Annotated in this window: 26 protein-coding genes and 2 pseudogenes; 23 read left to right on the top strand and 5 right to left on the bottom strand. The window is 30.5% G+C overall.

The window, feature by feature from the left end:
• The first annotated feature begins 156 nt into the window (after window positions 1–156).
• From deoB to J418_RS17010, 3 genes and pseudogenes are all read left to right on the top strand, one after another.
• Window positions 157–1338, top strand: coding sequence for a phosphopentomutase (gene deoB / locus J418_RS0106480; RefSeq protein ID WP_017751400.1), 1182 nt, complete (start codon window positions 157–159; stop codon window positions 1336–1338).
• Window positions 1339–1351: 13 nt separating this feature from the next.
• Window positions 1352–2653, top strand: a complete 1302-nt coding sequence (locus J418_RS0106485; RefSeq protein ID WP_017751401.1) for a pyrimidine-nucleoside phosphorylase — start codon at window positions 1352–1354, stop codon at window positions 2651–2653.
• 4 nt (window positions 2654–2657) lie between these two features.
• A pseudogene (locus J418_RS17010) lies at window positions 2658–2783 on the top strand (thiamine pyrophosphate-binding protein); the annotation flags it as partial.
• A 33-nt stretch (window positions 2784–2816) separates the two neighbouring features.
• Here J418_RS17010 and J418_RS0106495 read toward each other — a convergent pair.
• On the bottom strand, window positions 2817–3992 hold the full coding sequence (locus J418_RS0106495; RefSeq protein WP_017751403.1) for an aminotransferase class I/II-fold pyridoxal phosphate-dependent enzyme: 1176 nt from the start codon (window positions 3990–3992) through the stop codon (window positions 2817–2819).
• 52 nt (window positions 3993–4044) lie between these two features.
• Window positions 4045–4425 (bottom strand): DUF1523 family protein, encoded by a 381-nt coding sequence (locus J418_RS0106500; RefSeq protein WP_017751404.1) that lies wholly within the window; start codon window positions 4423–4425, stop codon window positions 4045–4047.
• Between the two features lie 199 nt (window positions 4426–4624).
• On the opposite strand from J418_RS0106500, the gene J418_RS0106505 reads away from it, so the two are divergent.
• The gene (locus J418_RS0106505) at window positions 4625–6625 is read left to right on the top strand and encodes a methyl-accepting chemotaxis protein (protein WP_017895153.1); all 2001 of its coding nucleotides are present in this window, start codon (window positions 4625–4627) and stop codon (window positions 6623–6625) included.
• 40 nt (window positions 6626–6665) lie between these two features.
• On the opposite strand, the gene budA is transcribed toward J418_RS0106505, so the two are convergent.
• On the bottom strand, window positions 6666–7382 hold the full coding sequence (budA, locus tag J418_RS0106510) for an acetolactate decarboxylase (RefSeq protein ID WP_017751406.1): 717 nt from the start codon (window positions 7380–7382) through the stop codon (window positions 6666–6668).
• A 230-nt stretch (window positions 7383–7612) separates the two neighbouring features.
• Between budA and J418_RS0106515 the strand changes: the two genes are divergently transcribed.
• The 14 genes from J418_RS0106515 to J418_RS0106575 all read left to right on the top strand — a co-directional run bounded on the left by J418_RS0106515 (window position 7613) and on the right by J418_RS0106575 (window position 19737).
• Window positions 7613–8104, top strand: a complete 492-nt coding sequence (locus tag J418_RS0106515; RefSeq protein WP_243276257.1) for a VanZ family protein — start codon at window positions 7613–7615, stop codon at window positions 8102–8104.
• 638 nt (window positions 8105–8742) lie between these two features.
• A complete protein-coding gene (locus tag J418_RS0106520) occupies window positions 8743–10152 on the top strand; it encodes an aspartate ammonia-lyase (RefSeq protein ID WP_017751611.1) in 1410 nt (469 codons plus the stop codon).
• Between the two features lie 180 nt (window positions 10153–10332).
• Complete coding sequence (locus J418_RS0106525) at window positions 10333–11181, top strand: dimethylarginine dimethylaminohydrolase family protein (protein WP_017751612.1); 849 nt, start codon at window positions 10333–10335, stop codon at window positions 11179–11181.
• 206 nt (window positions 11182–11387) lie between these two features.
• A complete protein-coding gene (locus J418_RS0106530; RefSeq protein ID WP_017895154.1) occupies window positions 11388–11996 on the top strand; it encodes a lysozyme inhibitor LprI family protein in 609 nt (202 codons plus the stop codon).
• Window positions 11997–12634: 638 nt separating this feature from the next.
• Entirely contained in the window at window positions 12635–12724 is a 90-nt protein-coding gene (locus J418_RS16930; RefSeq protein WP_017895155.1) for a zinc ribbon domain-containing protein, read from the top strand.
• A gap of 66 nt (window positions 12725–12790) precedes the next feature.
• Entirely contained in the window at window positions 12791–13027 is a 237-nt protein-coding gene (locus J418_RS15510) for a DUF4352 domain-containing protein (protein WP_017895156.1), read from the top strand.
• Window positions 13000–13173 carry a DUF4352 domain-containing protein gene (locus tag J418_RS17060; RefSeq protein ID WP_080629775.1) on the top strand — a complete coding sequence of 58 codons (174 nt, stop codon included), beginning with the start codon at window positions 13000–13002 and terminating at the stop codon, window positions 13171–13173. Before J418_RS15510 ends, J418_RS17060 begins: the two co-directional genes overlap by 28 nt.
• 437 nt (window positions 13174–13610) lie before the next feature.
• Entirely contained in the window at window positions 13611–14360 is a 750-nt protein-coding gene (locus J418_RS0106545; RefSeq protein ID WP_017751615.1) for a hypothetical protein, read from the top strand.
• Window positions 14353–14895 carry a QueT transporter family protein gene (locus J418_RS0106550; protein ID WP_017895157.1) on the top strand — a complete coding sequence of 181 codons (543 nt, stop codon included), beginning with the start codon at window positions 14353–14355 and terminating at the stop codon, window positions 14893–14895. Before J418_RS0106545 ends, J418_RS0106550 begins: the two co-directional genes overlap by 8 nt.
• 265 nt (window positions 14896–15160) lie before the next feature.
• Complete coding sequence (locus tag J418_RS0106555; RefSeq protein ID WP_017895158.1) at window positions 15161–16468, top strand: amidohydrolase; 1308 nt, start codon at window positions 15161–15163, stop codon at window positions 16466–16468.
• A gap of 81 nt (window positions 16469–16549) precedes the next feature.
• Window positions 16550–17359, top strand: a complete 810-nt coding sequence (locus J418_RS0106560) for a DUF3100 domain-containing protein (RefSeq protein WP_017751618.1) — start codon at window positions 16550–16552, stop codon at window positions 17357–17359.
• On the top strand, window positions 17356–17808 hold the full coding sequence (locus J418_RS0106565) for a hypothetical protein (protein ID WP_017751619.1): 453 nt from the start codon (window positions 17356–17358) through the stop codon (window positions 17806–17808). Before J418_RS0106560 ends, J418_RS0106565 begins: the two co-directional genes overlap by 4 nt.
• A gap of 184 nt (window positions 17809–17992) precedes the next feature.
• Complete coding sequence (locus J418_RS0106570; protein WP_017751620.1) at window positions 17993–18907, top strand: branched-chain amino acid transaminase; 915 nt, start codon at window positions 17993–17995, stop codon at window positions 18905–18907.
• Between the two features lie 269 nt (window positions 18908–19176).
• Entirely contained in the window at window positions 19177–19737 is a 561-nt protein-coding gene (locus J418_RS0106575; RefSeq protein WP_017895159.1) for a hypothetical protein, read from the top strand.
• An 81-nt stretch (window positions 19738–19818) separates the two neighbouring features.
• Here J418_RS0106575 and J418_RS0106580 read toward each other — a convergent pair whose 3' ends face one another.
• Window positions 19819–20196: a carbonic anhydrase gene (locus J418_RS0106580; protein WP_017751622.1), complete on the bottom strand. Its 378-nt coding sequence runs from the start codon at window positions 20194–20196 to the stop codon at window positions 19819–19821.
• A 235-nt stretch (window positions 20197–20431) separates the two neighbouring features.
• Between J418_RS0106580 and J418_RS0106585 the strand changes: the two genes are divergently transcribed.
• The 4 genes and pseudogenes from J418_RS0106585 (at window position 20432) to J418_RS17065 (ending at window position 24923) form a co-directional block, all read left to right on the top strand.
• A complete protein-coding gene (locus tag J418_RS0106585; protein ID WP_017895160.1) occupies window positions 20432–21184 on the top strand; it encodes a DeoR/GlpR family DNA-binding transcription regulator in 753 nt (250 codons plus the stop codon).
• The gene (pfkB, locus tag J418_RS0106590; protein ID WP_017751624.1) at window positions 21181–22086 is read left to right on the top strand and encodes a 1-phosphofructokinase; all 906 of its coding nucleotides are present in this window, start codon (window positions 21181–21183) and stop codon (window positions 22084–22086) included. The genes J418_RS0106585 and pfkB overlap by 4 nt, the downstream gene beginning before the upstream one ends.
• Window positions 22087–22276: 190 nt before the next feature.
• Window positions 22277–24160 (top strand): PTS fructose transporter subunit IIABC, encoded by a 1884-nt coding sequence (locus J418_RS0106595; protein WP_017895161.1) that lies wholly within the window; start codon window positions 22277–22279, stop codon window positions 24158–24160.
• 402 nt (window positions 24161–24562) lie between these two features.
• A pseudogene (locus J418_RS17065) lies at window positions 24563–24923 on the top strand (M48 family metallopeptidase).
• A gap of 15 nt (window positions 24924–24938) precedes the next feature.
• Here the strand turns inward: J418_RS17065 and J418_RS0106600 are convergent.
• The gene (locus tag J418_RS0106600; protein WP_017751626.1) at window positions 24939–25871 is read right to left on the bottom strand and encodes a transposase; all 933 of its coding nucleotides are present in this window, start codon (window positions 25869–25871) and stop codon (window positions 24939–24941) included.
• Window positions 25872–26189: 318 nt separating this feature from the next.
• Between J418_RS0106600 and J418_RS0106605 the strand changes: the two genes are divergently transcribed.
• Entirely contained in the window at window positions 26190–26639 is a 450-nt protein-coding gene (locus J418_RS0106605; RefSeq protein ID WP_017895162.1) for a Fur family transcriptional regulator, read from the top strand.
• The last annotated feature ends 9 nt before the right edge of the window (window positions 26640–26648 follow it).

The following is a 26648-nucleotide window of genomic DNA, read 5'->3' on the forward strand; positions in this document are numbered from 1 at the left end:
TTTAGCATATAAAAGTTTTGAACAAAAATGTAAAGTGTATCTATTGGAATTGTTTCAGGAGCAGTGTATGGATTAAAACTATTATATGTACTTACAGCAACTATTGTGGGTTTAATAGTATAATTGATATATAAATAGATGAAAGAAGGGATTCAAGTGAAAGCATTTAATAGAATACACATTATAGTAATGGATTCTGTAGGAATTGGAGAAGCACCTGATTCAAACAAATTTGATGACTTTGGTGTGAATACATTGGCACATATAGCTGAGAAAAATAATGGACTGAAAATGCCCAATATGGCAGCATTAGGATTGTCCAATATATATAAAATAAAGGGAGTAGAAAAAGCTGAAGCTCCAAAGGCATATTTTACAAAGATGCAGGAAGCTTCTCGAGGTAAGGATACAATGACAGGACACTGGGAGATGATGGGATTATATATCGACAAACCTTTCCGTGTATTTCCCAAAGGCTTTCCCCAGGAACTAATTGAAAAGATACAGGATTTCTCTGGAAGAAAAGTTATGGGAAACAAACCTGCCAGTGGTACTGAAATTATAAAGGAACTTGGTGAAAGACAGCTAGAAACAGGAGAACTTATTGTATATACTTCAGCAGACTCTGTACTTCAAATTGCAGCCAATGAGGAGATAATATCACTGGATGAACTGTATAAAATATGCAAATATTGCCGAAGCATAACACTGGATGAACCTTATAAGCTTGGAAGAATCATTGCCAGACCTTTTGTAGGAAAAACTGCACAAAGTTTCAAGAGAACTTCAAATCGCCACGACTATGCTTTGAAGCCTTTTGGAAAAACTGTAATGGACTATTTAAAAGAGAGTAATCTGGATTCTATTGCAATAGGGAAAATTTCAGATATATTTGATGGAGAAGGTGTTACAAGGGCAATCAGAACTAAATCAAATATGGATGGCATGGATAAGTTAGTAAAACTGCTTGGTGAAGAGTTTCATGGACTTAGTTTTACAAATTTGGTTGAATTTGATTCATCCTATGGTCACAGACGTGATCCAATCGGGTATGGAAATGCACTGGAGGACTTTGACAAAAGACTGCCGGAAGTTTCTGAAAAAATGAGAGAAGATGATCTTCTTTTAATTACTGCAGACCACGGTAATGACCCAACTTACAAGGGAACGGATCATACTAGGGAATATGTGCCTTTGTTTGCATACTCAAAGAGATTTAAAATTGGAAGGGATTTGGGAATAAGGAAGACATTTTCCGATATTGGTGCAACAGTTGCAGATAATTTTAATGTGAAAATGCCCGAGTATGGTGAAAGTTTTCTGCAAAAACTAATATGAGAGGATGATAAAAATGAGAATGGTGGACATAATTTCAAAAAAGCGTGATGGAAAAGAGATAAGTACAGAGGAAATCAACTTTTTTATAGAAGGATATACTAAAGGAACAATTCCTGATTATCAGGCAAGCGCCATGGCAATGGCAATATATTTTCAGGACATGAATGATCGTGAAAAAGCCGACCTTACAATGGCCATGGTAAACTCTGGAGAGACTATTGATTTATCGTCAATTGATGGAATAAAGGTAGATAAACATTCAACAGGCGGAGTAGGAGATACTACAACACTTGTACTTGCACCGCTTGTTGCATCTTTAGGTGTTCCTGTAGCTAAAATGTCCGGACGTGGCTTGGGGCATACTGGGGGAACTATTGACAAGCTGGAGTCAATTAGTGGATTCCATGTAGAAATTACAAAAGATGAGTTTATAAAATTAGTTAATGAAGATAAGGTAGCAGTTATGGGTCAGACGGGAAATTTAACTCCTGCAGACAAAAAGCTATATGCACTTCGTGATGTAACAGGAAGTGTAAATTCAATAGCACTTATAGCAAGCTCCATAATGAGTAAAAAGATAGCCGCAGGAGCTGATGCCATAGTTCTAGATGTAAAGACGGGTACTGGAGCTTTCATGAAAACTGAAAAAGATGCTGAAAGACTGGCCCATGCAATGGTTAAAATAGGGAATGATGTAGGAAGAAATACCATGGCCATAATTTCTGACATGTCCCAGCCCCTTGGATTTGCAGTAGGAAATGCACTTGAAGTAAAAGAGGCGATTGATACATTAAAGGGAAATGGACCTGAAGATTTGACAGAGCTTGTTCTAGCACTTGGGAGTCAGATGGTTGTACTGGCTAAAGGTGCAGAGACTCTTGCAGAAGCCAGAAAAAAGCTTATAGAGTCAATAAAAAGTGGAAGTGCAATTAAAAAGTTTAAATTGTTTGTTAAAAATCAAGGGGGAGATCCTTCTATTGCAGATGATACTGATAAATTGCCCCAGGCAAAATACAAAATTGACGTACCTTCCAAAGAGAGCGGATTTATATCAAATATTGCAGCTGATGAAATTGGAATTGCAGCGATGCTTCTAGGTGCAGGAAGGGCTACAAAGGAAGACAAAATAGACTTGGCTGTAGGACTTATAATGCATAAAAAAGTTGGAGACAAGGTAGAGGCGGGAGATCCTATTGTAACTATTTATTCAAACCGGGAAGATGTAAAAGATGTAAGAGCAAAAATTTATGACAACATTTCAATAAGCAATAAAGTTGAAAAGCCTGTGCTAATTCATAAAATAATTACAGAATAAATTATTGAAATATCAGGTTAGTTTAACTACGGCACAACTTTTAGTTAAATGTTTAGAAGTAGAAGGTGTAGATTATATTTTTGGAATACCAGGAGAGGAAAATTTAGATATTATAAATAACATAGGGAATGGGTATAGATTTGTGTAAAAAGGCAGAAGAATTTTAACTTCTGCCATTTTTAAGTATGCTGCTTTTTTCTATATTATGTATGGCTTTGTTTATACTATCTTCATTTTGTACAAGGGCAAAACGAACAAAACCTTCACCACGTTCCCCAAAACTGCTGCCTGGAACTACAATAACACCTGTCTTCTCCATGAGATCAAAGGTAAATTCAAGAGAAGAGTCATATTTTGACGGTATGGCAGCCCATACAAACATACTTCCTCCGGTATTGTCAATATGCCATCCTATTTTTGACAGTCCTTCGACAAGAAGATCCCTTCTTTTTCTATAGGTTTCTTTTACAAATCCAACATAGTCCTGAGGACCATTTAAAGCTGCAATGGCAGCCTTTTGAAATGGAATGAACATTCCATAGTCAATATGGGATTTCAATATTTTAAGTTGATTTATAATGTCCTTGTTTCCAACAGCAAATGCAATTCTGCATCCTGGTATACTATAGGTTTTTGAAAGAGAGTTGAACTCAATTCCAATATCAATGGCTCCGGGTATGGATAGAAAGCTTCCACCTTCACTTCCGTCAAATACAAGTTCACTATAGGCATTGTCATGAAGTACCATTATATTGTATTTCTTTGCAAATGCAACAAGCTTTACATAGAAATCTCTAGGAGCTGAAGCTGCTGTTGGATTGTTGGGGTAGGAAACTACCATAAGTTTTGCCATTTTTGCAGTTTTTTCATCTATTGAATCAAAATCAACAAGATAGTTGTTCTCTTTTAACAGTGGCATTTTAACTATTTTTGCACCGGCAAGATAGGGCCCTATAGTAAAAATAGGATAGCCTGGATCAGGTGTAAGTACTACATCCCCAGAATTTACAAGTGAAAGAGACAATTCTGCAAAACCACTTTGAGACCCAAGCAGAGATAATATTTCATCATCTTCAAGATTTACTTTGTAACGCCTTGAATACCAGTTCTTCACTGAGTTTATAAGCTCCTGTGAATCATTTATAGCATATACATAGTTTTCAATTTTTTTTGATTCTTCAACTATTGTATCCACAATATGAGGTGCCGGAGGTATATCCGGAGTACCTATGCTGAAGTCGATTATTTCTCTTCCCTGTGAAAGAAGCTTGTCTTTTTTATAGCTCAGCTGAGAGAATATAGCTGAAGTAAGCTGGTTCATTTTACTGGAAAAAATCAATTTTAAAACCTCCTTAATTATGATATATATATTATATCACTAAGAAAGTTTTCTATTGCCATTGGTTATATGGTTTCACAGCCTGGACTTTGACTATGTTTTCATAGGATGATAGTAGAGGTATTCTAAGACCATATGCTCTTATCTTATACTTTCTGTTGATTCTGAGTCCTCCGTATATGTCCTGGGAATTAAATTTTAATTCTGGAAAGCTGTTTATATTCTTAAATACTTTTACTGTTCCATTGTCCATTTGAGTATATATCAAGTATATAGTTTTGTTTTTCGATTTCTTTTCTATTTGTTTACTTGAAATTATTACGGTATAAGTATTTCTAAAAAAATGTGGAATAAGTGATATTAAAACTGATATTATAATGCTACAAACTATTGCTGCAATAATTTTATATCTTAATGCCTTGTGTTTTCTCATTAATTATCCCTCTTGCAAATCAATTAGTCTATTATATATTTATTAAATTATTGCAGAGATTATTACACATAATTAAAAAAATACTTAAAAATTTATAAGGTTTTTTAATATTATGATGTTATATTGTGTTTTAACATGTTTAGAATCTTATAAAAACTTCGATATATAAAATAATATATTTAAAATTGGGGGGACTTGTATGAAAAGCATAAAAAATAGAATAACCTTTTCAATGTTATCTTTGATAATAATATTACTGTTATGTTCGCTTATTGGAGCCTATTTTATATCTAGAAATATACTTGTTAGGCAATATGAATATAACATGTCTCTGTCATCTCAGAAATATTCTGAAATTGTCAATGGATGGCTGGATAAACAAACTACCATATTTAACGGTATTGTCACAAATATGTATGATAATAATATAGTAGGTGACAATAAAAAATCACTTGAGTACTTTAAAGAAAAACTTAAATCTAATCCTAATATTTCAGATTTGTATATGGGTCTTCCTAATAAGACTATTTTAGATGGATCAGGTTGGATACCACCATCAGATTTTGATCCTACAACAAGGCAGTGGTATAAAGATGCAATAGCTAAAAATGGTTACTCATATGTGGCATATTATGACATGGTCACCAAGAAAATGGTGGTGTCAATATCAGTACCTGTAGTAAAAGGTGGAAAAACGATAGGTGTAGTATCTGAGGATATAAAGATGAATTCTATTGTAGATATAATAGATAAAGCAAAGCCCTTGAAAAACAGCTATGGATACCTAATTGATGATAATGGGAATGTTCTTGTACATCCAAGCAAGGATTTAAGTGCTAAAGGAGACAAACTTAAAAATATAAATGACTTTATGCAGGGCAAGTATAAATCTATTGTAAATGTACAGAATAAACTAGCTGACATAAAGGATTATGATGGAATAAATAAGTATTTTTCATCTTCCAAAATAAAGATATCCAATTGGACAGTAGGATTTGCAGTACCTAAAAGCGAATTTACAAAAGATCTTCACTCCCTTGTAATTATGGGAATTGCCATTCTGGCTGTCTGTATAGCAGCAGCTGTTGTAGTTTCAAGGCATATGGCAGTAAATATATCAAGTCCTATAGACAACATAAGATACGTTATAGGTGAATTAGGAAAGCTGAATTTTAAATATGACAGTGAAAAATTAGATGAGGCAATTAAAAATAAAGACGAGATAGGGTCTATAGCAGAAGATGTAAAAGTATTATCTGGATCACTTGTTGCAGCAGTTAATGATATAAGGTGCAGTTCCGATAATATCTTTGAGTATTCTTCTAATGTTTCACAGGCATTAAATGAAACTTCAAAATCCATAGAAAATGTATCAAAAACTACAGAGGAAATGGCAAAGGGATCAATAGTTCAGGCAAATGAAGCTCAACAAGGTACAGAAAAGTTAAATGATCTATCACTTAAGATAAATAATGTATCAGACAAGGCAAAACAAGTAAAGGATAATTTTTATAATACGAGAGAAATCAATAACAATGGAATAAAGGCTGTAAAGGTGCTAAATTTGAAATTAAAGGACAATAGCAGGGCAATTAATGAAATGTCAACAAGTATGAAAAATCTATCGCAAAAATCTAAATCTATTGATAAAATAGTGTATACTATAGAAAAAATATCACAACAGACAAACCTTCTTGCATTAAATGCAGCTATTGAAGCTGCAAGGGCAGGAGAAGCAGGAAAGGGATTTTCAGTGGTTGCAGATCAAGTAAAAATACTGTCAGAACAGACAGGACAATCAGTAGGAGAGATATCAACAGTAATAGAGGAAATACAAAAGGAAATAGAAACTGCTATAGAGAGTTCACATAATTCAAGTGAAATTAATGATGCAGCAAATGAAAGTATGGAACAATCAAACAGGGCATTCAACATGATTGGACAATCCATAAATGATGTTATTTCTGATATGGAAATTCTCGTTGAAAAGATAAATGAAGTGGATTCAAATAAAGATTCGGTTATAAATGCTATAGAGAATATATCTTCCATATCGGAAGAGTCATCAGCAGGAAATGAAGAACTGGCAGCTTCCGTTCAGGAACAGAACAGCTCAATAGAAAGTATAAATGAAAATATGAAAAAACTTAAGGATATTTCAGATGGACTTAATAAGATAGTGAACAAATTTAATTTATAATCAAAAATAAGAAACCAGAAGTGTTTAAACTCCTGGTTTCTTATTTTTCAACTTCTTTTATATCGCTGCTTCTATCCTTAACTTCCAAGTTATAGAAATTCGTATTTTCAGGAAGTTCCATTCTAAAACAGGAACAATTTTGTACAAATGCTTCTGCATTTGCTATTGAAAGTTCACTTATATGGCCTCCAACTTTTTTATCCTTGCTTACAAAATGAAAATGATATCCGGGTACATTAAGCCCTTCAACGAATTCGGGGCATCTGAACCCAACTATATAGCCTTCTATATTATTGTATTCAAATACAGGTTGATTTTTGACGGCATCAGCCATCGGTCTATATGGTATTTCCTGTTTTGTTACAGTCCTGGTTTTTATATAGTTGAATCTACCTTTTATATAAAAAGCATAAAATAGATTTTTACTTTTTATGAAACTGTCAAATTTTTGTTGAATATCATGATATGAAGTACAATTAGAGATATTGTATATATTGTATTTTTCAAATTCAGTAATAACAGCAAATGGAACAGATACATTTTCGGAACATGTATAAATACTTCCATCAGGCCTTGTTCTATAAAAAATACCGTCTAACAGAGTCAGCTCACCATCCAAACCTTTAAAGGTTCCTATTCCAAAATTTCCTTTTTGAAGAAGTTTATTTAGTGTAACACATCCATCATACAATCCTGAAACCAATGCATTTATGGTGGATATTTGATATATATGATTTGGCACATTTAACTCGTCCATTGCACTCACCTCAAAATAATTATATCATAGCAATTTTTTAGTTTCCATATTGAAATTAAGGATATAAAGCTGTATTAATATTATAATGTTAAATAAATTATAATATATTTGTTATATAGTTTGTTATATAGTTTGTTATAATAGAATGTATGCTGTTGACAATTATACTATATTTTCAAGAGGGTGATATTATCAAGAAGATTGTTCTAATCTTAATTTGTATTGTCTGGATGGGAATTTTGTTTTATAACTCATCAAATAATGGACAAATATCCAATCAAAAAAGCAATACCATTTTAAATGATTTGAGACATATAAATAAGAAAAATATTCAGGAGAATAATTATAAATACAAAAGCGGTGACAATAATGGAAAAACAAAAATATCCCTGAAAAAGAAAATGAAAGAGGTTTTTAAAATCCCTGACAACAGGCAGGAGAAATTAAATATGGTTATAAGAAAGAATGCCCATGCTTTTGAATACTTTGTACTTGCTATTTTAGTCGCAATTGCAATGTTTGCCTTCCACTTAAAAGGAAGAGGGGCTATTGTATATATAATGTTCATATGCCTTTTGTATGCAGTTACAGATGAATTTCATCAGGCATTTGTTACAGGAAGAACATCACTTGTAAGTGATGTAATCATAGATTTTTCAGGAAGTATAATTGGAATTATTGTGTTTTATACAGCCTATTATAAATTATTAAAAAAGAGCTAGACAAATTGGGAACGGTACACAAGTTTTTGAAAGATTAGGAGTAAAATGGATCTAGGATTAAGAATTACCTTATAGATAGAGGGGAAAACTTTATCTATGAGGTAATTTTTATATTAAAGCCTAATGCAAGTAAATCATTTTTAAATTTCAATGCTTTTAATGAGTTGAATAATATGAAGACAAACAAAAACATTTGTAAATTCAAATCAAGATAAAAAATAATCTGTCGATTTATTAAAATGGCTAGAGTATAACCTTTAAATATTTTCACATAATTCAAATAAATGAGGTAAATGAATGATGATAATAAATTATCTTCCTTTAATAAAAGATTAAAGAAATAAATATTTCATATATTATATTGAAAAATACTATTTGAAATATTTATTTCTTAATTTTGAAATTATAAATATATCAATAAATAAAGAAAAATAATAAAAATATATTAAAATATATTAAAAATAATTGAAAAATAAATATAAACTGTATATAATAATATACAAAGCAGTGCGAAGAATTAAATCATAATTGTTTTGATATAATATTAAAGTTGAAAAAATGAATTTAAAAATGCAACTCAATATGATTAAATTCTTGCAAAAATATTTATGGATATATTATTTAGGGAGGTTGTTTAAATGAATTTTAGAATTGAAAGTGATTCTATAGGGAGTAGAAAGGTTCCAAAAGATGCTTATTATGGAGTTCAAGCTTTGAGGGCGTCTAACAATTTCAATATTACAGGATTAAATATACATCCTGAATTTGTAAAAAGCCTGGCTCAAGTTAAAAAAGCATCTGCAATAACAAACTGCAGCATTGGATTATTAGATAGCAAGATTGGAAATGCAATTATACAAGCTTGTAATGAAATAATTGAAGGTAAGTTCAGAGAACAGTTTATAATAGATCCTATTCAAGGTGGCGCAGGTACATCCATAAATATGAATGCAAATGAAGTTATAGCAAATTTAGCTATAGAAATTCTTGGGGGAGAAAAGGGAGATTATAGTATTGTAAGCCCAAATGATCATGTAAATATGGGACAATCTACAAATGATGTCATACCTACATCAGGTAAAATAACTGCTTTAAGATTGGCATCAAAACTTTTAAATCAGTTAAGTGAACTTCATATGGCATTAAAGGGAAAGAGTGAGGAATTTAAAGATATTATAAAGATGGGGCGAACCCAACTTCAAGATGCTGTACCAATTACTTTGGGACAGGAATTCAGAGCATATAGTGCTGTAGCTAAGAGAGATATTTTAAGAATAAAAAAGGCCCTTCAGGATATGGGCGTATTGAATATAGGGGGAACTGCAGTAGGGACTGGAATAAATGCGGACGAGGAGTATGTGGAGTCGGTAGTTCCAAATCTTTCTATAATTACGGGAATGGATTTATGTCAAGCAGATGATTTAATAGATTCTACTCAAAATTTAGATGCCTTTTCTACTATATCCGGGGCGATAAAAATATGTGCAGTAAATTTATCTAAAATTTCCAATGATTTAAGATTGATGTCTTCGGGCCCAAGAACTGGAATTGGGGAAATAAATCTCCCAGCCATGCAAAATGGCTCTTCAATAATGCCTGGAAAAATAAATCCTGTTATACCGGAAGTATTGAACCAAATTGCTTTTAATATAATTGGAAATGATGTTACCATAACTATGGCAGTAGAAGCTGGACAACTTGAATTAAATGCATTTGAACCAGTTATATTTTATAATTTATTTGAATCCATGGAAACTCTAAGTAATGGAATTGATACATTTACAAATAACTGTATTTTAGGCATAACTGCAAATAGAGACAGATGCAGACAGCTTTTAGAAAACAGTGTGGGAATGATAACAGTTCTTGCACCATACATGGGATATAAAAAATCTGCCAGTATAGCTAAAAAGGCTCTTGCTTCAGGAAAACGCATAAAGGACATAATTGTTGAAGAAAAAGTTTTAAATGAGGAACAATTTGAAACTTTTATAAATCCATATGATATGATAAAACCTAAACACATGAGAAAAAAGGCTAAAATCTGATAGAAATTTTTAAAAGAGGCTAACATGAAAAGTTAGTCTTTTTTATATTGGTATTTATCCATTTACCTGGTTAAATGTTATAAAAAATTATTTAAATATAAATAATTTGGTGTATACTTGTAAATTATATAATATAAGTGGAAATTAATTTGTTTATATAATTTGGAGAGGATATGAAATATGGATAAATGTATGGATAGATATTTTGTAAAAAATTCAACCGGAATATTGAAAAAGGTATTGATGTGTCCGCCTGAATACTCACATTTAAAAAAAGACATAAATAAAAATTATGATATAAAGATAGATAGAAAACGATGCAATGAAGAACACAGCGAACTTGTGGATGCATACAGGTCAAATGGAGTTGAAGTTGAACTTATGATTCCAAACAATCAATTATATGACCAGGTATTTTCGAGGGACTTTGGCGCCTGTATAAAAGAAGGATATATACTTGGAAATTTTAGAATAGATATAAGAAAAGGTGAAACTGCAGATTATGAGCAGAAGATGAACGAACTTGGAATTCCATGTATTGCAAGGTGCAGAAATGGATATTTTGAAGGTGGGGACTTCTGGATGCTTGATGATAAAACGATAGCCATAGGCATACTGGAGCGAACTGATCAAAAAGGTATTGACGAAATAAGGAGCCAGATAGAAAAGTATGGATATGAAATTATGTCGGTGAAATCTTCTGAAAAATGCCTTCATCTTGATATGTGCTTTAATATAGTAGCGGAAAAAATAGCTGTAATATGCAAGGAGGTGCTGCCTGATGAATTTTTGCATATATTGAAAAACAAAAATTATGAGCTTATAGAAGTAGACAAAAGTAATTTACTGGAATGTTATTGTAATCTTCAGGCACTTGGAAATGGCAGAGTAGTATCATTTAAAAATAATAAGAAGGTAAACAGTGCACTCAGGGCAGATGGATTGGATGTTATAGAAGTTGATATAACTGAAATGTTCAAACATGGTGGAGGAATACACTGTATGACATTTCCGCTAAATAGAATATAGATGTGTAAATCTGAAATCCTTTAGAAGTTTGGAATATAAAAAATCTGCGAGTAGTATCCTAATTGATTAATTATGATTTGTAAATATTATAAATTTTTCTCTGGATTAAATACCCCGAGCATAGCAGAAGAAAAACTCCATGGTTTTGAATTATTATGGTAAGATAAAAATATAATTACAAACAAAATCAAAAGGAGAAAGCACTAATGAAAAATAAAAGAAATATATTTTTGATGGTTATAGTATTGTCAATAATTACATTGACAGCATGCACAAAAGATAATAAAAAAAATCAAAATTCTGCAAATAAAACAGAACAAAATTGGCAAGTAAAAGATAGTATGAACAAAGTTGAGAATACAGATAAAACAGCTTCGGTGAATGACATGAAAGCAAATAAAAACATTCATGAGGCCAATACAACAAATACGATGACAAAAATAGAAATAGGAAGGGAAGCGTTTCTAGGAAGATTAGATAATATACAAAAAGAAATTGATGCCTTGCCAGAAAAGAAGGATTCAGATGCTGGAGTAACAAATGCCATGCGTAGTTATTATGGAAAATCTTATGATATGTATGATAGGGAATTAAATGAGATTTATGCTTTGTTAAAGAAGCAGTTATCTCCGGAAACAATGAAAAATTTACAAACTGAACAGATTAAATGGATAGAACATAAAGAAGCTGAAGCGAATAAGGAAGCATCGCAATATAAGGGTGGAACATTTGAATTTGTTGCATATAATTCATCTCTTTATAACTCAACAAAAAAAAGATGTTATGAATTGGTTAACAAGTATATGACGGATTGAAAAAACTTGAAATTTCTCAAAGAGGAACTGACAGCATAATAAAGCAGTTACTTAAAGAAATTTTACAAATGACCACTGACGATATAAGGTAAAATCGTATTAAATTTGGCAAAAGAACAAACTTAGATTAAGAAATGTTAATAGTTTTTAGGGCATATGTAGTAATGAAAAGGTTTGTGCGTTTTGATGTGCCATGGAATTTAATGGATAAAAAGAGCCCTCTTCCAAGGGCTAAGAATTTTACGTTAACGATTACGTTAACAAATGGTATGACATCATACTATCAAAAAATGAGGAATAAGTCAAATTTGAGGAATTAAATGAGTAAAATGTTTAAATTATGGAAGTACGTGTTTGAAGTTAAGTTGTGTAAACTTTCGAATGAAAAAAGAATAGAATTTTTAAGTAACAAGCTCATTGTGGAAAAGTAAATAGTGAAGTTAAGGATAGTCAGTTGTTGGCTCCTGCCTATGATAATATAAAAGATGCCGCAGATGTAGTCCAAACTGTACAGAAATAATCTGAGTCTATCGAAGAGTTACTTCTTTGGTAAACTTTTATTTTTTTACTTAAGTATATATAATTTATTATTAGATCACTACAATATAATAAAATATACATATTTGGAGGGAATTATATTGGAAGACAAGAATTTAGTCAAGTGCAGGGCTTGTGGGGCTGATATTGCCAAAGGCGTTGAGAAGTGTCCTCATTGCGGCAAAGATTGAAGGATTTTAAAGGAAACAACTACAACTAATCAAGCTAGTAAAAAAGAAGAATCTAAGCAGAATGAATTGAAAAGTTATTATGCTATTGTGGAAACTGCAAAATATAAAGGTATAGAAATGACAGTGCTAAATATCGATAAATCTAATGGATCTGAATATGATATACCTAAAGATGGAAAAGAATTTGTTATAGTTAGAGTGAAAATAAAAAACGATGTAAAGGAGAAACTAGCATATAATCTTTTTTACTTTAAAATGCAAAATAGTAAAGGACAATTGAGGATGAAACATTCTCTAATGTAAATGAAGATACAGCCTTAAAATCTTGGGAGTTAGCACCAGGCGGGGAAGTAGAAGGAACTGTAGTTTTTGAGGAAACAGTAGGAGACAAGGAAATGTTATTACAATATCAAGATAACATATTTAGTGACAAAGTTAAAATTAGTTAATTATAATAACTCCAGCTTAATTTCAAGCTGGAGTTATATTTTTGCATTGAATAATTTAACATATTGCAAATTAAATTTTGTTTAGGACATGTTTTACAAACATATTTGCAAACGTAAAATAGAAATTTTAATAATATTTCTTGACATTTAATAAAAAATACAAAACATTGATTTATAACACTTTAAGGTGTATAATAAAATATATAAATGCATAGAAGACAGTTCGTAACCATCCTGTCTATAAATAAAACTAGGGATTAACTATATATAATTAGGTTATTATTTAATTATAGTTTATTTTTGAGATTAAAAGGTGGGGATAGTTCTCCACCTTTTTTTATATTCATGCTTTAAAAAGCCAATTTGCATATCTAGGATGGTTCTTATTTTCTATCTTTTATCCATTAATTCAATATTAAGAATATAAGGGGGACAATATGATCTGTATATCAAAATTAAAAAGATATGGACAAGTCACTAAAAGATTGCCTAGAGAAGTAGTGCTCTTAAGAGGAAGTGGGTGTACATGGGGAAATTGTATATTTTGTGATTACCATATGGACAAGGATTCAGATAAATCCAAAAATTATAAATTGAATCATAAAGTGCTTGAAAAAGTTACTGGAAAGTATGGTGTGCTTCAGATAATGAATTCGGGAAGTGCAAGTGAACTTGACAATGGAACATTAAGAGAACTCAAAAGCCTATGTATGGATAAAAATATAAAAGAAATGATTATGGAAAGCCACGTTAAATATGAAGATCTTATAGATGATTTTAGAGAGCATTTTAAACCAACCAATTTAAAATTTATAGTAGGTGCGGAGAGTTTTGATATAAATTATAGGGAAAATATTTTAAATAAGGGAATAGGTAATAGAAAAGCATGTGATTTTCAAAATTTTGACTGGGTAAATATTCTTTTTGGTATATCTGGACAGAGTATTGAAAATTTAGAGAAGGACGTTGAATTGGGACTTAAATATTTTGAAAGAGTTACTGTAAATATATTCTGTGAGAATACAACACATGTAAAAAGAGATAATAATCTTATAGAAGAATTTTACAACAGCAATTTATTTAAACAGCTTCAGACAACTTACTATAATAGAGTTGAGATACTTGATGATATAGATTCTAGATGTAATGCAGATCTAGATGGGGTGGGAGGCAATATAGATGAATAAAACAAACAAGCTTGTAAAAATATCCGTAGTAGCGGCCATATATATAGTTGTAACTATTGCACTTGGATCACTTTCCTATTGGGGGCCTATAGGCTTCAGACTTAGTGAAATGCTTAATTTTCTTACTTTTATAGATCCTTTTTATATAATTTCTCTAACCATAGGCTGTGCTATAGCTAATTTCTATAGCTTCAGTATAATTGATGTGTTTGTAGGGAGCTTTGCTACTTTGCTTGCAACTTATGCCATGTGGAAAACCAGAAAAATGGCCATTTCAATGATATGGCCGGTTTTAGGAAGTGCAATTATAGCGGAAGAACTCCATATATTGTATAAGGTACCTTTCTTTTATACATTTTTCACACAGGCAGTGGGAGAACTTGCAGTTATGGTAATAGGATATTTTGTATTCAAGAAGATATTTAGAAATTCAGCATTCCTGGAAAGAATAAAAATAAAGGACAACAATCAAAAGCTCAAGGATATTCAGTCAAAAGCGGAAAAAATTAGAAAAACAAAATTACGAAATATATAATAATAACCAACTAGGGGACAACTAGGGGACAGTACACAACTTTTTCATATAGTAAAGACGGGCTGTAAATCATCAGTATAGAGATTGTAGCTCGTCTTTTTATGGTATTTTAAAAGTAGCATGATCCATTTTTAGAAATAATTTCACAAAAATTTAGAAATAATATATTTGTATACCTTTTATTTAAAATTATCATGGATTTTATGAATAAAACATGTATAATAGTATATTGAAATAATTTTATAAAATATTAGGGGGGATAATAATGAATATGGAAAAAATCAAGCAGTCAATATGTAAAATTATTGATGAGAATTCAAAAGAAATAATAAAATTTTCCAAATCTGTAGAAAGTGAACCTGAACTTGGTTTTAAAGAAATAAAAACAGCACAAAAGGTAAAAGATATTTTCAATGAAATAGGTTTAAATTACAAGGATAAACTTGCTATTACTGGAGTAAAAGCAAAATTAAAAGATCAAAAAGATGGAATAAATGTAGCTATACTTGGAGAACTGGATGCAGTTATATGCAGGGGAAACAAGAATACAAATCCTGAAACTGGAGCTGCGCATACTTGTGGACATCATTTGCAGCTAGGTGCACTTATAGGAGCTGCAATAGGTTTAAAATTGTCAGGGGTAGCAGAAAAATTGGATGGAAATGTAACCTTTATGGCAGTACCGGCAGAAGAATGCATAGAAGTAACTTATAGACAAAAACTTCGTAAGGAAGGAAAACTTCATTTTATGGGTGGAAAGCAAGAACTCATATATAAGGGAGAATTTGATGATGTAGACATAGCAATGATGATGCACTCCTTAAAGGACAGCCCAAATCCAACTGCAGCAATTGGAACTTCCAGTAATGGATTTATAGCAAAAACTATACAATATCTTGGAAAAACAGCTCATGCAGCAGAAGCTCCTCATGAGGGTATAAACGCTTTGGATGCAGCAATGCTTGGACTAATGGGTGTAAATGCCATTAGATCAACTTTCAAAGATGATGACTATGTCAGATTTCATCCTATTATAACAAAAGGAGGAGACGTTGTTAATTCAGTACCTTCAGATGTAAGACTTGAAAGTTATGTAAGAGCAAAGACCGTAGATGCCATGACAAGTGCCAATAAAAAGGTTGACAGGGCACTTAAAGCAGGTGGAGATGCAGTAGGTGCAAAGACAATTATAAAGAATATACCAGGATATTTGCCTCTTCAATGCTCAAAGCAATTAAACTCTTTATTTGAAAATAACTGTGAAAGACTTCTTCCAAAAGACAGCATTTTAGATGCAGGACATTTTTTTGCCTCTACTGATATGGGGGACGTATCTCAACTTATACCAAGTATACATCCTTATATAGGTGGAGTAAGTGGAACATTGCATTCAAAGGAATTTAATGTTGAGGACTATTATTCAGCTTGTATTTTGCCTGCAAAATTAATGGCAATGACAGTAGTTGATTTACTTGCAGATAATGCTGAAAAGGGCAAAAAAATAATAAATGATTTTAAACCTACATTTACTAAAGAAGAGTATTTGAAAGTAATGAATAGCTTCTATAATTAGGTACAAGCTGGGGACAGTACACAACTTTTGACTTAAAAAGTCAAATTAAAAATAATAAATAATAAAAATAGGAGGAAAAGCATGTTAAAAAAATACTGGAAAATTTGTTTGTTGGCTCTTGTGCTAGTTGTGATAGCCGAATTTATTGGAGAAAAGAAGATTAAAGTAGGACCTGGGTATCTTGTATTTCTTCCAATGTTGTTTGCACTTGTCATGGGCGCAATAATAAGTTTGCCTAAATTAAAAATTATTTCCGACAAGGAAATGAACTTATCTAATTCTATTATGAGTCTTGCTGTAATAATATTTGTAGCAAAAATAGGTGCCACTATGGGGCCATCTATTGTAATGCTTGTTGAATCAGGTTGGGCTATTTGCTTTCAAGAACTTGGACATTTTTTAGGAACAGTAATTATTGGACTCCCAATTGCACTATTACTTGGACTTAAACGTGAATCTGTAGGTGCTACTTTTTCCATTGATCGTGAACCTAATATAGCTATTATTGCAGAAAAGTATGGTATGGATTCCCCTGAAGGACGTGGAGTCATGGGAATATATATTTGTGGAACTTTGTTTGGAGCAGTTTATATTGGGCTGCTTGCAGGATATTTGGGATCACTTAAGATATTTAATCCATTGGCTCTAGCTATGGGTTCAGGAGTTGGATCCGGAAGTATGATGGCGGCAGCATCGGGAGCTATTGCAGCTGTTTTCCCTGAAAGAGCCAAAGAAATCGCAAGTTTTGCCGCAGCATCTAATCTTATAACCACTATAATAGGCATATATTTTACATTATTTGTTTCACTTCCAGTTGCCAATAAAATGTATGCTTGGTTAGAACCTAAGATTGGCAAAAACAAGAATCATAAAGGAGAGAATAATGTATGAGTAATGCAATAAAAAAACTTATTATTTTATTATGGATTGGATTTGTTTCTGTAATAGGCAATACTATAAGTGAAAGGGTGCCTTTAAAGATAAGTTTTATTGGAATGGGAATATTAGTTATTGTAACTATTATTGGAATTATAATTAAAAAGATAATACCTGTTAAATTACCGGTAGTATTTTGGGTGTCCATAGTAGCTGTTTTACTTACAAGTCCAATTGATCCATATGGAGCATTTTTGGATAAACAGTATTTAAGTAAGATAAGCATGCTGGCACTTACAACTCCAGTTCTAGCTTTTGCAGGTCTGTCTCTAGGAAAAGATATAAAATTGTTTAAAAATCTAAGTTGGAAGATAGTTGTTGTAGCATTGACTGTTTATACAGGGACTTTTGTATTTGCCAGTATAATTGCAGAAATTGTACTAAGACTTGAACATCAAATTTAAAATATGACTTTTATATTTTTTTATTTAATGTTAATATTTTTATATAGGTTGATAATTTTTAAAATGAATATATTTTTTTATAAAAATTATTGATAAGATGTTAGATTTATTGACTAAATTTTTTTATAGCGTTATATTTAACTATAATTATAATAAATTAGTAAGAAATCAAGGGGGCTTTTTAATGTCAAATTCATATGTATTTTATCAAGGTAAAATTGTAGATGAAAGTGAAGTAACTATAGGTATAAGAAGTAAGGCTTTTAATTATGGACTTGGATGTTTTGAAGGGATTAGAGCTTACTGGGATGAAGAACAGAAGCAGCTTTTTGGATTTAGATTAAAGGATCATTATACGAGATTACTTCAATCTTCTAAATCGCTAAACTTAAATATACCATATACAGCAGATGAATTAAGTAAATGGACAATCGAACTTTTAAAGAAAAATAATTGTAAGCGTACTACATACATAAGACCTATAGTTTATAACGATGCTCAGGATATAGGACCTAATCTTTCTAAACCCGACACTAAAGTAGTAATTTACTGTCAACCTTTAGACAAATATGCAGGAAAGTCAGAATTAAGTGTAGGAATAACATCATGGAGAAGACTTGAGGATAATATGCTTCCACCAAGAACTAAAGCTACAGCAGCTTATTTAAATTCAGCTTTAGCATCACTTGAAGCAAAAAGAGCAGGATTTGATGAGGCTATATTTTTAACTTCAGGAAATCATGTTTGCGAAGGCCCTGGAGAAAACATATTTATCTACAAAAAGGGAAAATTAATAACTCCTCCAGCTTCTGATAATATCCTTGAAGGAATTACAAGAGATCTTGTTATGCAGCTTGGAAAAGAAGAATTGGGCTTGGAAGTTCAGGAGAGAAGTATTGCGAGAACAGAACTTTATGCATCAGATGAAGTTTTCTTTAGTGGAACTGCTATGGAAGTTACTCCAATAATTGAAGTTGATCATAGAGTCGTTGGTGATGGAAAACAGGGAGAAGTTTGCAAGAAAATTAAAGAATTATTCTTTAATTTAACTGTTGGCAAAAATCCTAAGTATGCACATTACTGTACTCCAGTTTATTAATTGATGGTAAAAAATAATTCAGTAGAGCTGTGTTTTTATGGCTCTACTTTTTTAGTGTGATTTTAGGGGGACATATAACAACTTTTTGATTTCATGAACGGATTTTATATAAATTACATATTATAAATGGGAATAAAATTTTAACTATACAATATTTAATTTTATAGTATATATTGTTATAAATTTAAATATTGTTGAAAAGTTGTTATGTGTCACTTATAATAAAGTTCATAAATAAAACTTGTGAACTGTCCCCAGGAGGTTGATCTATGACTAAAAAATCCAAAATATTTTTAAAAATAATTGTGCCTGTTTTAATAGTTGTAGGTGTGCTTTATTATTTGGTTACATGGAATTCTTCTGATATACCGATTTTTCCACAGCCATCTCAAAAATTGGCATTGAAAATTATTAAAATACCTAAAGATAATGCAATATTAACACTTAGCAATGAAGAATTGAATCAACTCATAGACTTGTACCCTATAGGTGAAAATAGCTTTGGGGATTTAAAAGTAAAAACTGTATACATTAGAGTATTAAAAGGAAAATTTAATATTTATTTCCCATCTAAATATAAGGGATTAGATATACTTTTATCCACTTCCGGTAATACATATTTAGAAAAAGGAAAGATAGTTTATGCAATAGATAATTTCAAAGTTGGAAAATTGAATTTATCTAAAAGTATTGTATTAAATATCATAAAAAATAAAACTTTAAGTGGGCTGTCCTTAAAAAACAACAAAATATATATAGATACAACAGGACTTCCGCTTAAAATGAAACAACTTCAGTTAAAGGATGGAAGCATTAGCATCAAGTTCTAATATGATTTTATCTTTTATTTAAGAATATACTAATTGGAATATATATCTAAGAATGATAAGTATCCTAATTAGTATATTTATTTAGCATATCTTTTCTACTTTAAAATCTTTATTAATCCACAATCCTGTTACAGGAATATTTTCATATAAGCTCTTTAATAATTTTACAGAAGCTTTAATATGTTTAATGTGTTCATCTTTATCAACACTGTTTCCAGCACAATCATAATGTCCTGCTATAAATACCATTTTTGAATCATGAGAATTTAAAGATATATCCATTTTTTTATTCAAACTTGCTAGAAAAACCTTGTCTTTTAGAAAAAGGACTTTATCTATACCGGGCTCGGATATTATATCCACGTATTCCACGTTAAAATTATTTCTTATCCAATTTATAGCTGGTAGTTGAGTTCTCCCATCCATACAGTTCAATAGTGTAGCAAAATTTTTATTCATATGTAATTTTCTCTCCTTTATTTATACGATATCAATAATGATTTATAAAAATACTTTATTAATCAATAAAATTATATCACATTTGTAATTAATACTACTGATTACTTTTGAAAGAATCATGAAAAAAAGTGAATGATTTTAGAATAAAATGATTGATTAGTAAAAAAATTTATATTATAATGTCTGCATAAGGAGTTAACATTAATAAATTCAATTTGGAAGAGGATGAAAAATCTTGCTTACAGAACAGCGCCATAGAATAATATTAGATGAGCTAAAACAAAAGGGAATTATAAAGATAAATTACCTTGTAAATATTTTAAATACATCTGAGTCTACTATAAGACGTGACCTTAATTACCTGGAAAGCATAAATGCAGTAAAAAGAATTCATGGTGGAGCTGCTATTCCAAAGGGAAGACTTATAGAGCCAAGCTATAGCGAAAAAGAGATACAGAATGTACAAGAAAAGAAAAAAATAGCACAATTTGCATCATCTTGCATAGAAGATGGAGATTGCATATATTTAGATTCAGGAACTTCTACATTTGAAATGATCCAATATATAAGCAACAAGAAAATAATAATAGTAACTAATGGATTAAAGCATATAAATGCCATTATTGAAAATAATATAAATGGTTATATATTGGGAGGTAAAGTTAAAAATAATACAAAAGCCGTTATAGGCATAGATGCGCTGAAGTGCATGGTTAAATTTAGATTTGACAAATGTTTTTTGGGAATAAACGGCATTCACCCTGAATATGGATTTACAACCCCTGATTCTGAAGAAGCAATACTGAAAAAAAATGCTATTGAACACTCAAGACAAAGCTATATTCTTGCAGATGAAAGTAAATTTGGAGAGGTTAGTTTTGTGAAAGTAGCTGATTTGGAAATGTCAGATATAATTACCTATGGACAAATAGAAAATTATGAAAGATATTCAGAAAAAACTAATATAAAGGTTGTGATGGATTCATGATATATACAGTAACTTTTAATCCTTCAATAGATTATGTAATACAGACTGAAAATTTGATTCTAGGAGACATTAATAGAGTTGACAATGAAAAAAAATTTGCAGGAGGAAAAGGAATAAATGTATCTCGAGTATTGAATAATCTTGGAGTCTCAAGTAAGGCACTTGGATTTATAGGTGGATTTACTGGAAAGTTTATTAAAGATTCTTTAGTGAATTTAGGGATTTTTACAGATTTTATAGAAGTTAAGGAAGACACCAGAATAAATGTAAAAATTAAATCAAAACAAGAAACTGAAATAAATGGTGCAGGTCCTGATATAGACAAGGAAAATTTAGAAAAATTATTTAAAAAAGTAGAAAACTTAAAAAGTGAAGATTTTATAGTACTTGCAGGTAATGTGCAAAAATCAGTACCTAGGGATATATACTCTAGAATTCAGCAGAGATGTAAAAATGGAAAAGTGGCAGTGGATACTACAGGTTCAGCTCTTACTGCTACATTAAAATATAAACCATTTTTAATAAAACCCAATATACATGAGCTTGGAGAAATATTTGAAAGAGAACTTAAAAGTTCAGATGAAGTAATTAAATATGCAAATGAATTGAGAAAGATGGGAGCACAAAATGTAATAATTTCCATGGGAAAAGATGGAGCAATGCTTGTATGTGACGAAGGAGTATATAAGGCATCAGCACCTAAAGGTACAGTTAAAAATTCTGTAGGTGCAGGAGATTCTGTTGTAGCTGGTTTTTTAGCTGAATATACAAGAAGTCACAGTATAGTTGATGCATTTAAGTATGGTGCAGCTTCAGGAAGTGCTACGGCCTTTTCAATAGATTTGTGTAAAAAGGCTTTTGTAGAGCAATTGATGGCTGAAATAAATGTAACTAAATTATAGGAAGAATTTTATTATTAATTAGTTTTCTAGGTATATATTATTATATGCCTATGGCAAATTTGAAAACCTTTAATTGGAAATAGTTATTTTTTAGAAATTATAAATCCAATAATATATTGTAAATTTCACCAGTTAAATGTCTTTAATAATTTGTCCTATATATATTTTAAAATAATGGGAGGGAAATATTATGAAGATTACTGAACTCTTACAAAGAAACACTATAAAGCTGAATTTAGAGTCAAATACTAAATCCGATGTAATAGAAGAACTTGTAGACATACTGAATTCTGCAGGCAAGCTCAATGATAAAGAAGGATATAAAAAGGAAATATTAAAAAGAGAAGCTGAATTTTCAACTGGAATTGGAGAAGGTATAGCAATACCACATGCAAAGACAGCTGCAGTTAAGATTCCCGCATTAGCATTTGGATTAAAAAAAGATGGACTTGATTATGAGTCACTAGATGGAACTAATGCTCAACTGTTTTTTATGATAGCAGCGCCAGAAGGTGCCAATAATGAACATTTAGATACTCTTGCAAGATTATCAAGTATGCTTATGAATCAGGAATTCAAAAACAATCTTTTAAATGCTCAATCTGAGTATGAAGTTCTGGGAATGATAGATGAACAGGAAAAGGCTTATATAAAGGCCCAAGGTGGAGATAAAAAACCAGCTGAAATTGACAGCTCAGAAAAGCTGGTACTGGCAGTTACAGCCTGTCCTACAGGAATAGCTCATACTTATATGGCTGCAGATGCACTTAACAATAAAGGTAAGGAAATTGGAGTCAACATAAAAGTTGAAACAAATGGTTCTACTGGTGTTAAGAATAAATTGACAGATGAAGAAATAGAGAAGGCGGATGGTATAATTGTAGCTGCGGACAAACAGGTTGAAATGGCTAGATTTGATGGAAAAAAACTAGTTCAAGTTTCTGTATCCGAGGCCATTAAAGATCCGGAAGGATTAATAAACAAGGCTGCAAATGGTGATGCACCAGTTTATCATTCAGATGAAAAGGGAAAAGTTTCTAACTCTGGTGGAAAACAGAGGGTTGGATTTTACAAACATCTTATGAGTGGTGTTTCAAATATGCTTCCTTTTGTTGTTGGCGGTGGTATTTTAATAGCCATATCGTTTATGTTTGGTATTAAAAGTTATGATCCTAAGGATCCATCTTTTAATGTTATATCGCAATTATTTCATGATGTAGGCGGAACTTATGCATTTTCATTAATGGTTCCAGTACTTGCAGGATTTATTGGAATGAGTATAGCTGACAGGCCTGGATTTGCTCCTGCCATGGTAGGTGGTTTCATAGCAGCTAAAAGTGATGCTGGATTCTTAGGAGGTCTTATAGCTGGATTTATAGCTGGCTATGTTGTATTGCTTTTGAAAAAGGTATTTTCAAAGCTTCCACAGTCGCTTGAAGGAATAAAGCCTGTACTTTTGTATCCATTGTTTGGTATATTGATTACTGGTGTAATAATGCTTCTATTTATAGTAAATCCTGTAAAGGCAATAAATGTAGGATTAGTACACTGGCTTGGCTCTATGGGAAGTACAAATAGGCTTATTTTAGGACTTATACTTGGAGGAATGATGGCAATAGATATGGGAGGTCCTGTAAACAAGGCAGCCTTTGCTTTTGGAATAGCTATGATAGCAAATGGAAAATTTACTCCTCATGCTGCAATAATGGCTGGAGGAATGGTTCCACCACTTGGAATAGCTATTGCTACTTCAATATTTAAAAATAGATTTACTAAGGAAGAAAGAGAAACAGGTAAAACATGCTATGTAATGGGTGCTACGTTTATTACAGAAGGTGCTATACCATTTGCAGCATCTGATCCTGGAAGGGTAATTCCTGCTTCGATAGTAGGAGCTGCAGTTGCAGGGGGACTCTCAATGATATTTAATATAGGATTGCCTGCACCACATGGTGGAATTTTTGTAATACCAGTAATAAATGGGAATCCACTATTGTATATACTTGCTATAGTAATAGGATCATTTATTACGGCGGGCTTACTTGGCGTTTTCAAAAAACCCTTAGTAAAATAATTGTAATTTGGTGGGGACAGTTAACAACTTTTAGGATCAAAAGTTGTTAACTGTCCCTAAAACATTAGAATATGAAAATAAGATATGGAATCAAGTCCATCAATTACCGTATAATTAGAAAAAACATAAAGAATATAAATATTAGGGTAAATAATAATGTAGATATATGTGTAACTTGTCTGCTAAATATAGCTGAATCTTCTATAGAAAAAGTTATAAATAATAAAATTTAATGGATAGTTAAAAAATTGAGTTTAGTTAATAACAGAAATGTAAAATTAAATGAATTACAGATTTATAATATGAAAAAAAGTATTATTTTTAGGAAAAATATTGACACTGTAGAATGTTTACATAAATATAAATAAACCATATATAAAATTTGATAATGATAAGATAATTATTTATGGAAATGATTATGCACTATCTAATTCAGAAAATATAAAAGAATTTGTGTCAAGCGCATTAAAAGCTAAGCTGTATACTATACTTGAAGAAAGAATAGATATCTATAAAAACATAATAAAAATTAATCCCAACAAAATAACTATAAGAAATCAGAAAAGCATATGGGGAAGTTGTTCTTCAAATGGTAACTTGAGTTTTAATTATGATGCCATTAGATATAATAGATTATATAGTTGTACATAAGTTATGTCATCTAGTTTATATGAGCCATTCTAAAAGATATTGGGATTTAGTTAGTTCTATAATTCAAGATTATAAACTAAAAAAATTTGGCTTCATAATAATGGATATATAATCAATATTTAAAACTTTAAGTATTAGTAATTTGTAATTGAGATGATTTGCTATAAGATATAAAGTTATTGATAATATTTTTGTATTTTTTACTACTGGCGAGAAATAATCCGTTTTCATAAAGCTTTAGTGTATTTGAATTAGAAATATTTCCAATTATATTAGATATATCATTAAGTTTGAAATTACATAAACATCTAAGTAAAAATACACATAGAGATTTTAGTTCCATATTTTTATGATTGTATTTTCCGTTTATACAAAAAGTTTTTTTAGTAAAGTATTTTATAAAGTCTATGATTTTTTCTGGTTTAAAATTTCTAACTAATATATGATTATCTTTTACATAAGTATATTCTTTTTTTAAAAGTTTAATTTTATCTTCAATATCTTTATTTGATGAATTTAAAATTAAACCCAGATAATTTTTTGCAGCTTCATATCTATTTAAACTGAAATGATTTAGAATAAAATCCGTATCTATTAAATCATTTTTAGGAGATTTCTTATTTAAGTATGCATGAATACTTGAATATTTATATTTATTAATACAATTTCTATACTTTGAAATGTCTTTTGGATTGTTGTGTATATATAAGGATACAACTACTGCATATCTGTCACTTTGTATTGGCTTACTTTTAAAACGATCTGCAAATACATGACCATGTCTATTATATCTTTTATTATAATATTGAGCATAACTCTGGTTAATAGATTTCATAAATTTTGATATATCGGCCCCATTATCATTAATTTGAAGATGATAATGAGTGTCCATTATTATATATGAATAAATTTTTATCATGTAGGCTTTTTTGTACTTTTTTAATAAATTTAAAAATTTTTCTTTGTCATTAGAATCTTTAAAAAGTATGATTTCACTTATACCCCTGCTCATAATATGGTGAATGTTTATTCCATTTTTTTGACGTGCAGTTCTTGACACTAACAAAAGCTCCTTTCCTAAATAGGTTTATTTGATAAATATATTATGATTATTGACAATATGAATAATTTTAAACAAGTTAAAAAGGGACAGTTAACAATTTTTTTGTTTTAGTTTATAAAAAATTGTTAACTGTCCCCACATTAAACTTAAAAAAGTATATAATATATGTAATATATATTAACGATACTATGCATATAATGAATCATATTTATAATAATAAAAAAATAATAAATATGTAAATAATAAATATGTAAATAATAAATATGTAAATAATATTGTTTATTATATATTTTTGAGTGAATTTGAGGTGATTTTGTGAATGATATTGAAGAATGCTTAAGAAAATATAATATTAAAGTTACAAAACCTAGAGTCAACATACTGGAAATATTTTTTAAAAGTGATAATGCTATAACCGCTGAGGATATTTTTAACAAATGCAAGTTGAAAAATGTTAATGTGGATATATCTACAATCTATAGATCATTGGATCTTTTTGAAGCTAAAAAAATAATAAAAAAATTTGATTTAGGATTAAATAAATCTGCTTATGCTATAATAAGAAAAAAGCACAAACACATAATACAATGTAAATTGTGCCATAAAAAAGTTGAAATAGATTGTCCGATGCAGGAAATAGAAGAGATAATAAAAAGTAAAACAGGATTTGTACTTTCTGACTCAGATGAAAAATTGGATTTTAAATTAGACGGAATATGTGAAGAATGCAGAAATAAATTGTTGAAAGAACATATCAAAATATAGTGTGGTAAA

Origin of the sequence: Clostridium tyrobutyricum DSM 2637 = ATCC 25755 = JCM 11008 (assembly GCF_000359585.1) — a bacterium.
Taxonomy (GTDB): Bacteria; Bacillota; Clostridia; order Clostridiales; family Clostridiaceae; genus Clostridium_B; species Clostridium_B tyrobutyricum.

Coding starts and splice junctions, on each gene's coding strand:
- J418_RS0106505 (WP_017895153.1), top strand. CDS start 4,625: ATGAAAAGCATAAAAAATAGAATAACCTTTTCAATGTTATCTTTGATA.
- J418_RS0106550 (WP_017895157.1), top strand. CDS start 14,353: ATGAATAAAACAAACAAGCTTGTAAAAATATCCGTAGTAGCGGCCATA.
- J418_RS0106580 (WP_017751622.1), bottom strand. CDS start 20,196: ATGAATAAAAATTTTGCTACACTATTGAACTGTATGGATGGGAGAACT.
- J418_RS0106545 (WP_017751615.1), top strand. CDS start 13,611: ATGATCTGTATATCAAAATTAAAAAGATATGGACAAGTCACTAAAAGA.
- J418_RS0106560 (WP_017751618.1), top strand. CDS start 16,550: ATGTTAAAAAAATACTGGAAAATTTGTTTGTTGGCTCTTGTGCTAGTT.
- J418_RS0106530 (WP_017895154.1), top strand. CDS start 11,388: ATGAAAAATAAAAGAAATATATTTTTGATGGTTATAGTATTGTCAATA.
- J418_RS0106575 (WP_017895159.1), top strand. CDS start 19,177: ATGACTAAAAAATCCAAAATATTTTTAAAAATAATTGTGCCTGTTTTA.
- J418_RS0106515 (WP_243276257.1), top strand. CDS start 7,613: ATGGGAATTTTGTTTTATAACTCATCAAATAATGGACAAATATCCAAT.
- J418_RS0106595 (WP_017895161.1), top strand. CDS start 22,277: ATGAAGATTACTGAACTCTTACAAAGAAACACTATAAAGCTGAATTTA.
- J418_RS0106485 (WP_017751401.1), top strand. CDS start 1,352: ATGAGAATGGTGGACATAATTTCAAAAAAGCGTGATGGAAAAGAGATA.
- budA (WP_017751406.1), bottom strand. CDS start 7,382: ATGGACGAGTTAAATGTGCCAAATCATATATATCAAATATCCACCATA.
- J418_RS0106570 (WP_017751620.1), top strand. CDS start 17,993: ATGTCAAATTCATATGTATTTTATCAAGGTAAAATTGTAGATGAAAGT.
- pfkB (WP_017751624.1), top strand. CDS start 21,181: ATGATATATACAGTAACTTTTAATCCTTCAATAGATTATGTAATACAG.
- J418_RS0106520 (WP_017751611.1), top strand. CDS start 8,743: ATGAATTTTAGAATTGAAAGTGATTCTATAGGGAGTAGAAAGGTTCCA.
- J418_RS0106555 (WP_017895158.1), top strand. CDS start 15,161: ATGAATATGGAAAAAATCAAGCAGTCAATATGTAAAATTATTGATGAG.
- J418_RS0106525 (WP_017751612.1), top strand. CDS start 10,333: ATGGATAAATGTATGGATAGATATTTTGTAAAAAATTCAACCGGAATA.
- J418_RS0106500 (WP_017751404.1), bottom strand. CDS start 4,425: ATGAGAAAACACAAGGCATTAAGATATAAAATTATTGCAGCAATAGTT.
- J418_RS0106565 (WP_017751619.1), top strand. CDS start 17,356: ATGAGTAATGCAATAAAAAAACTTATTATTTTATTATGGATTGGATTT.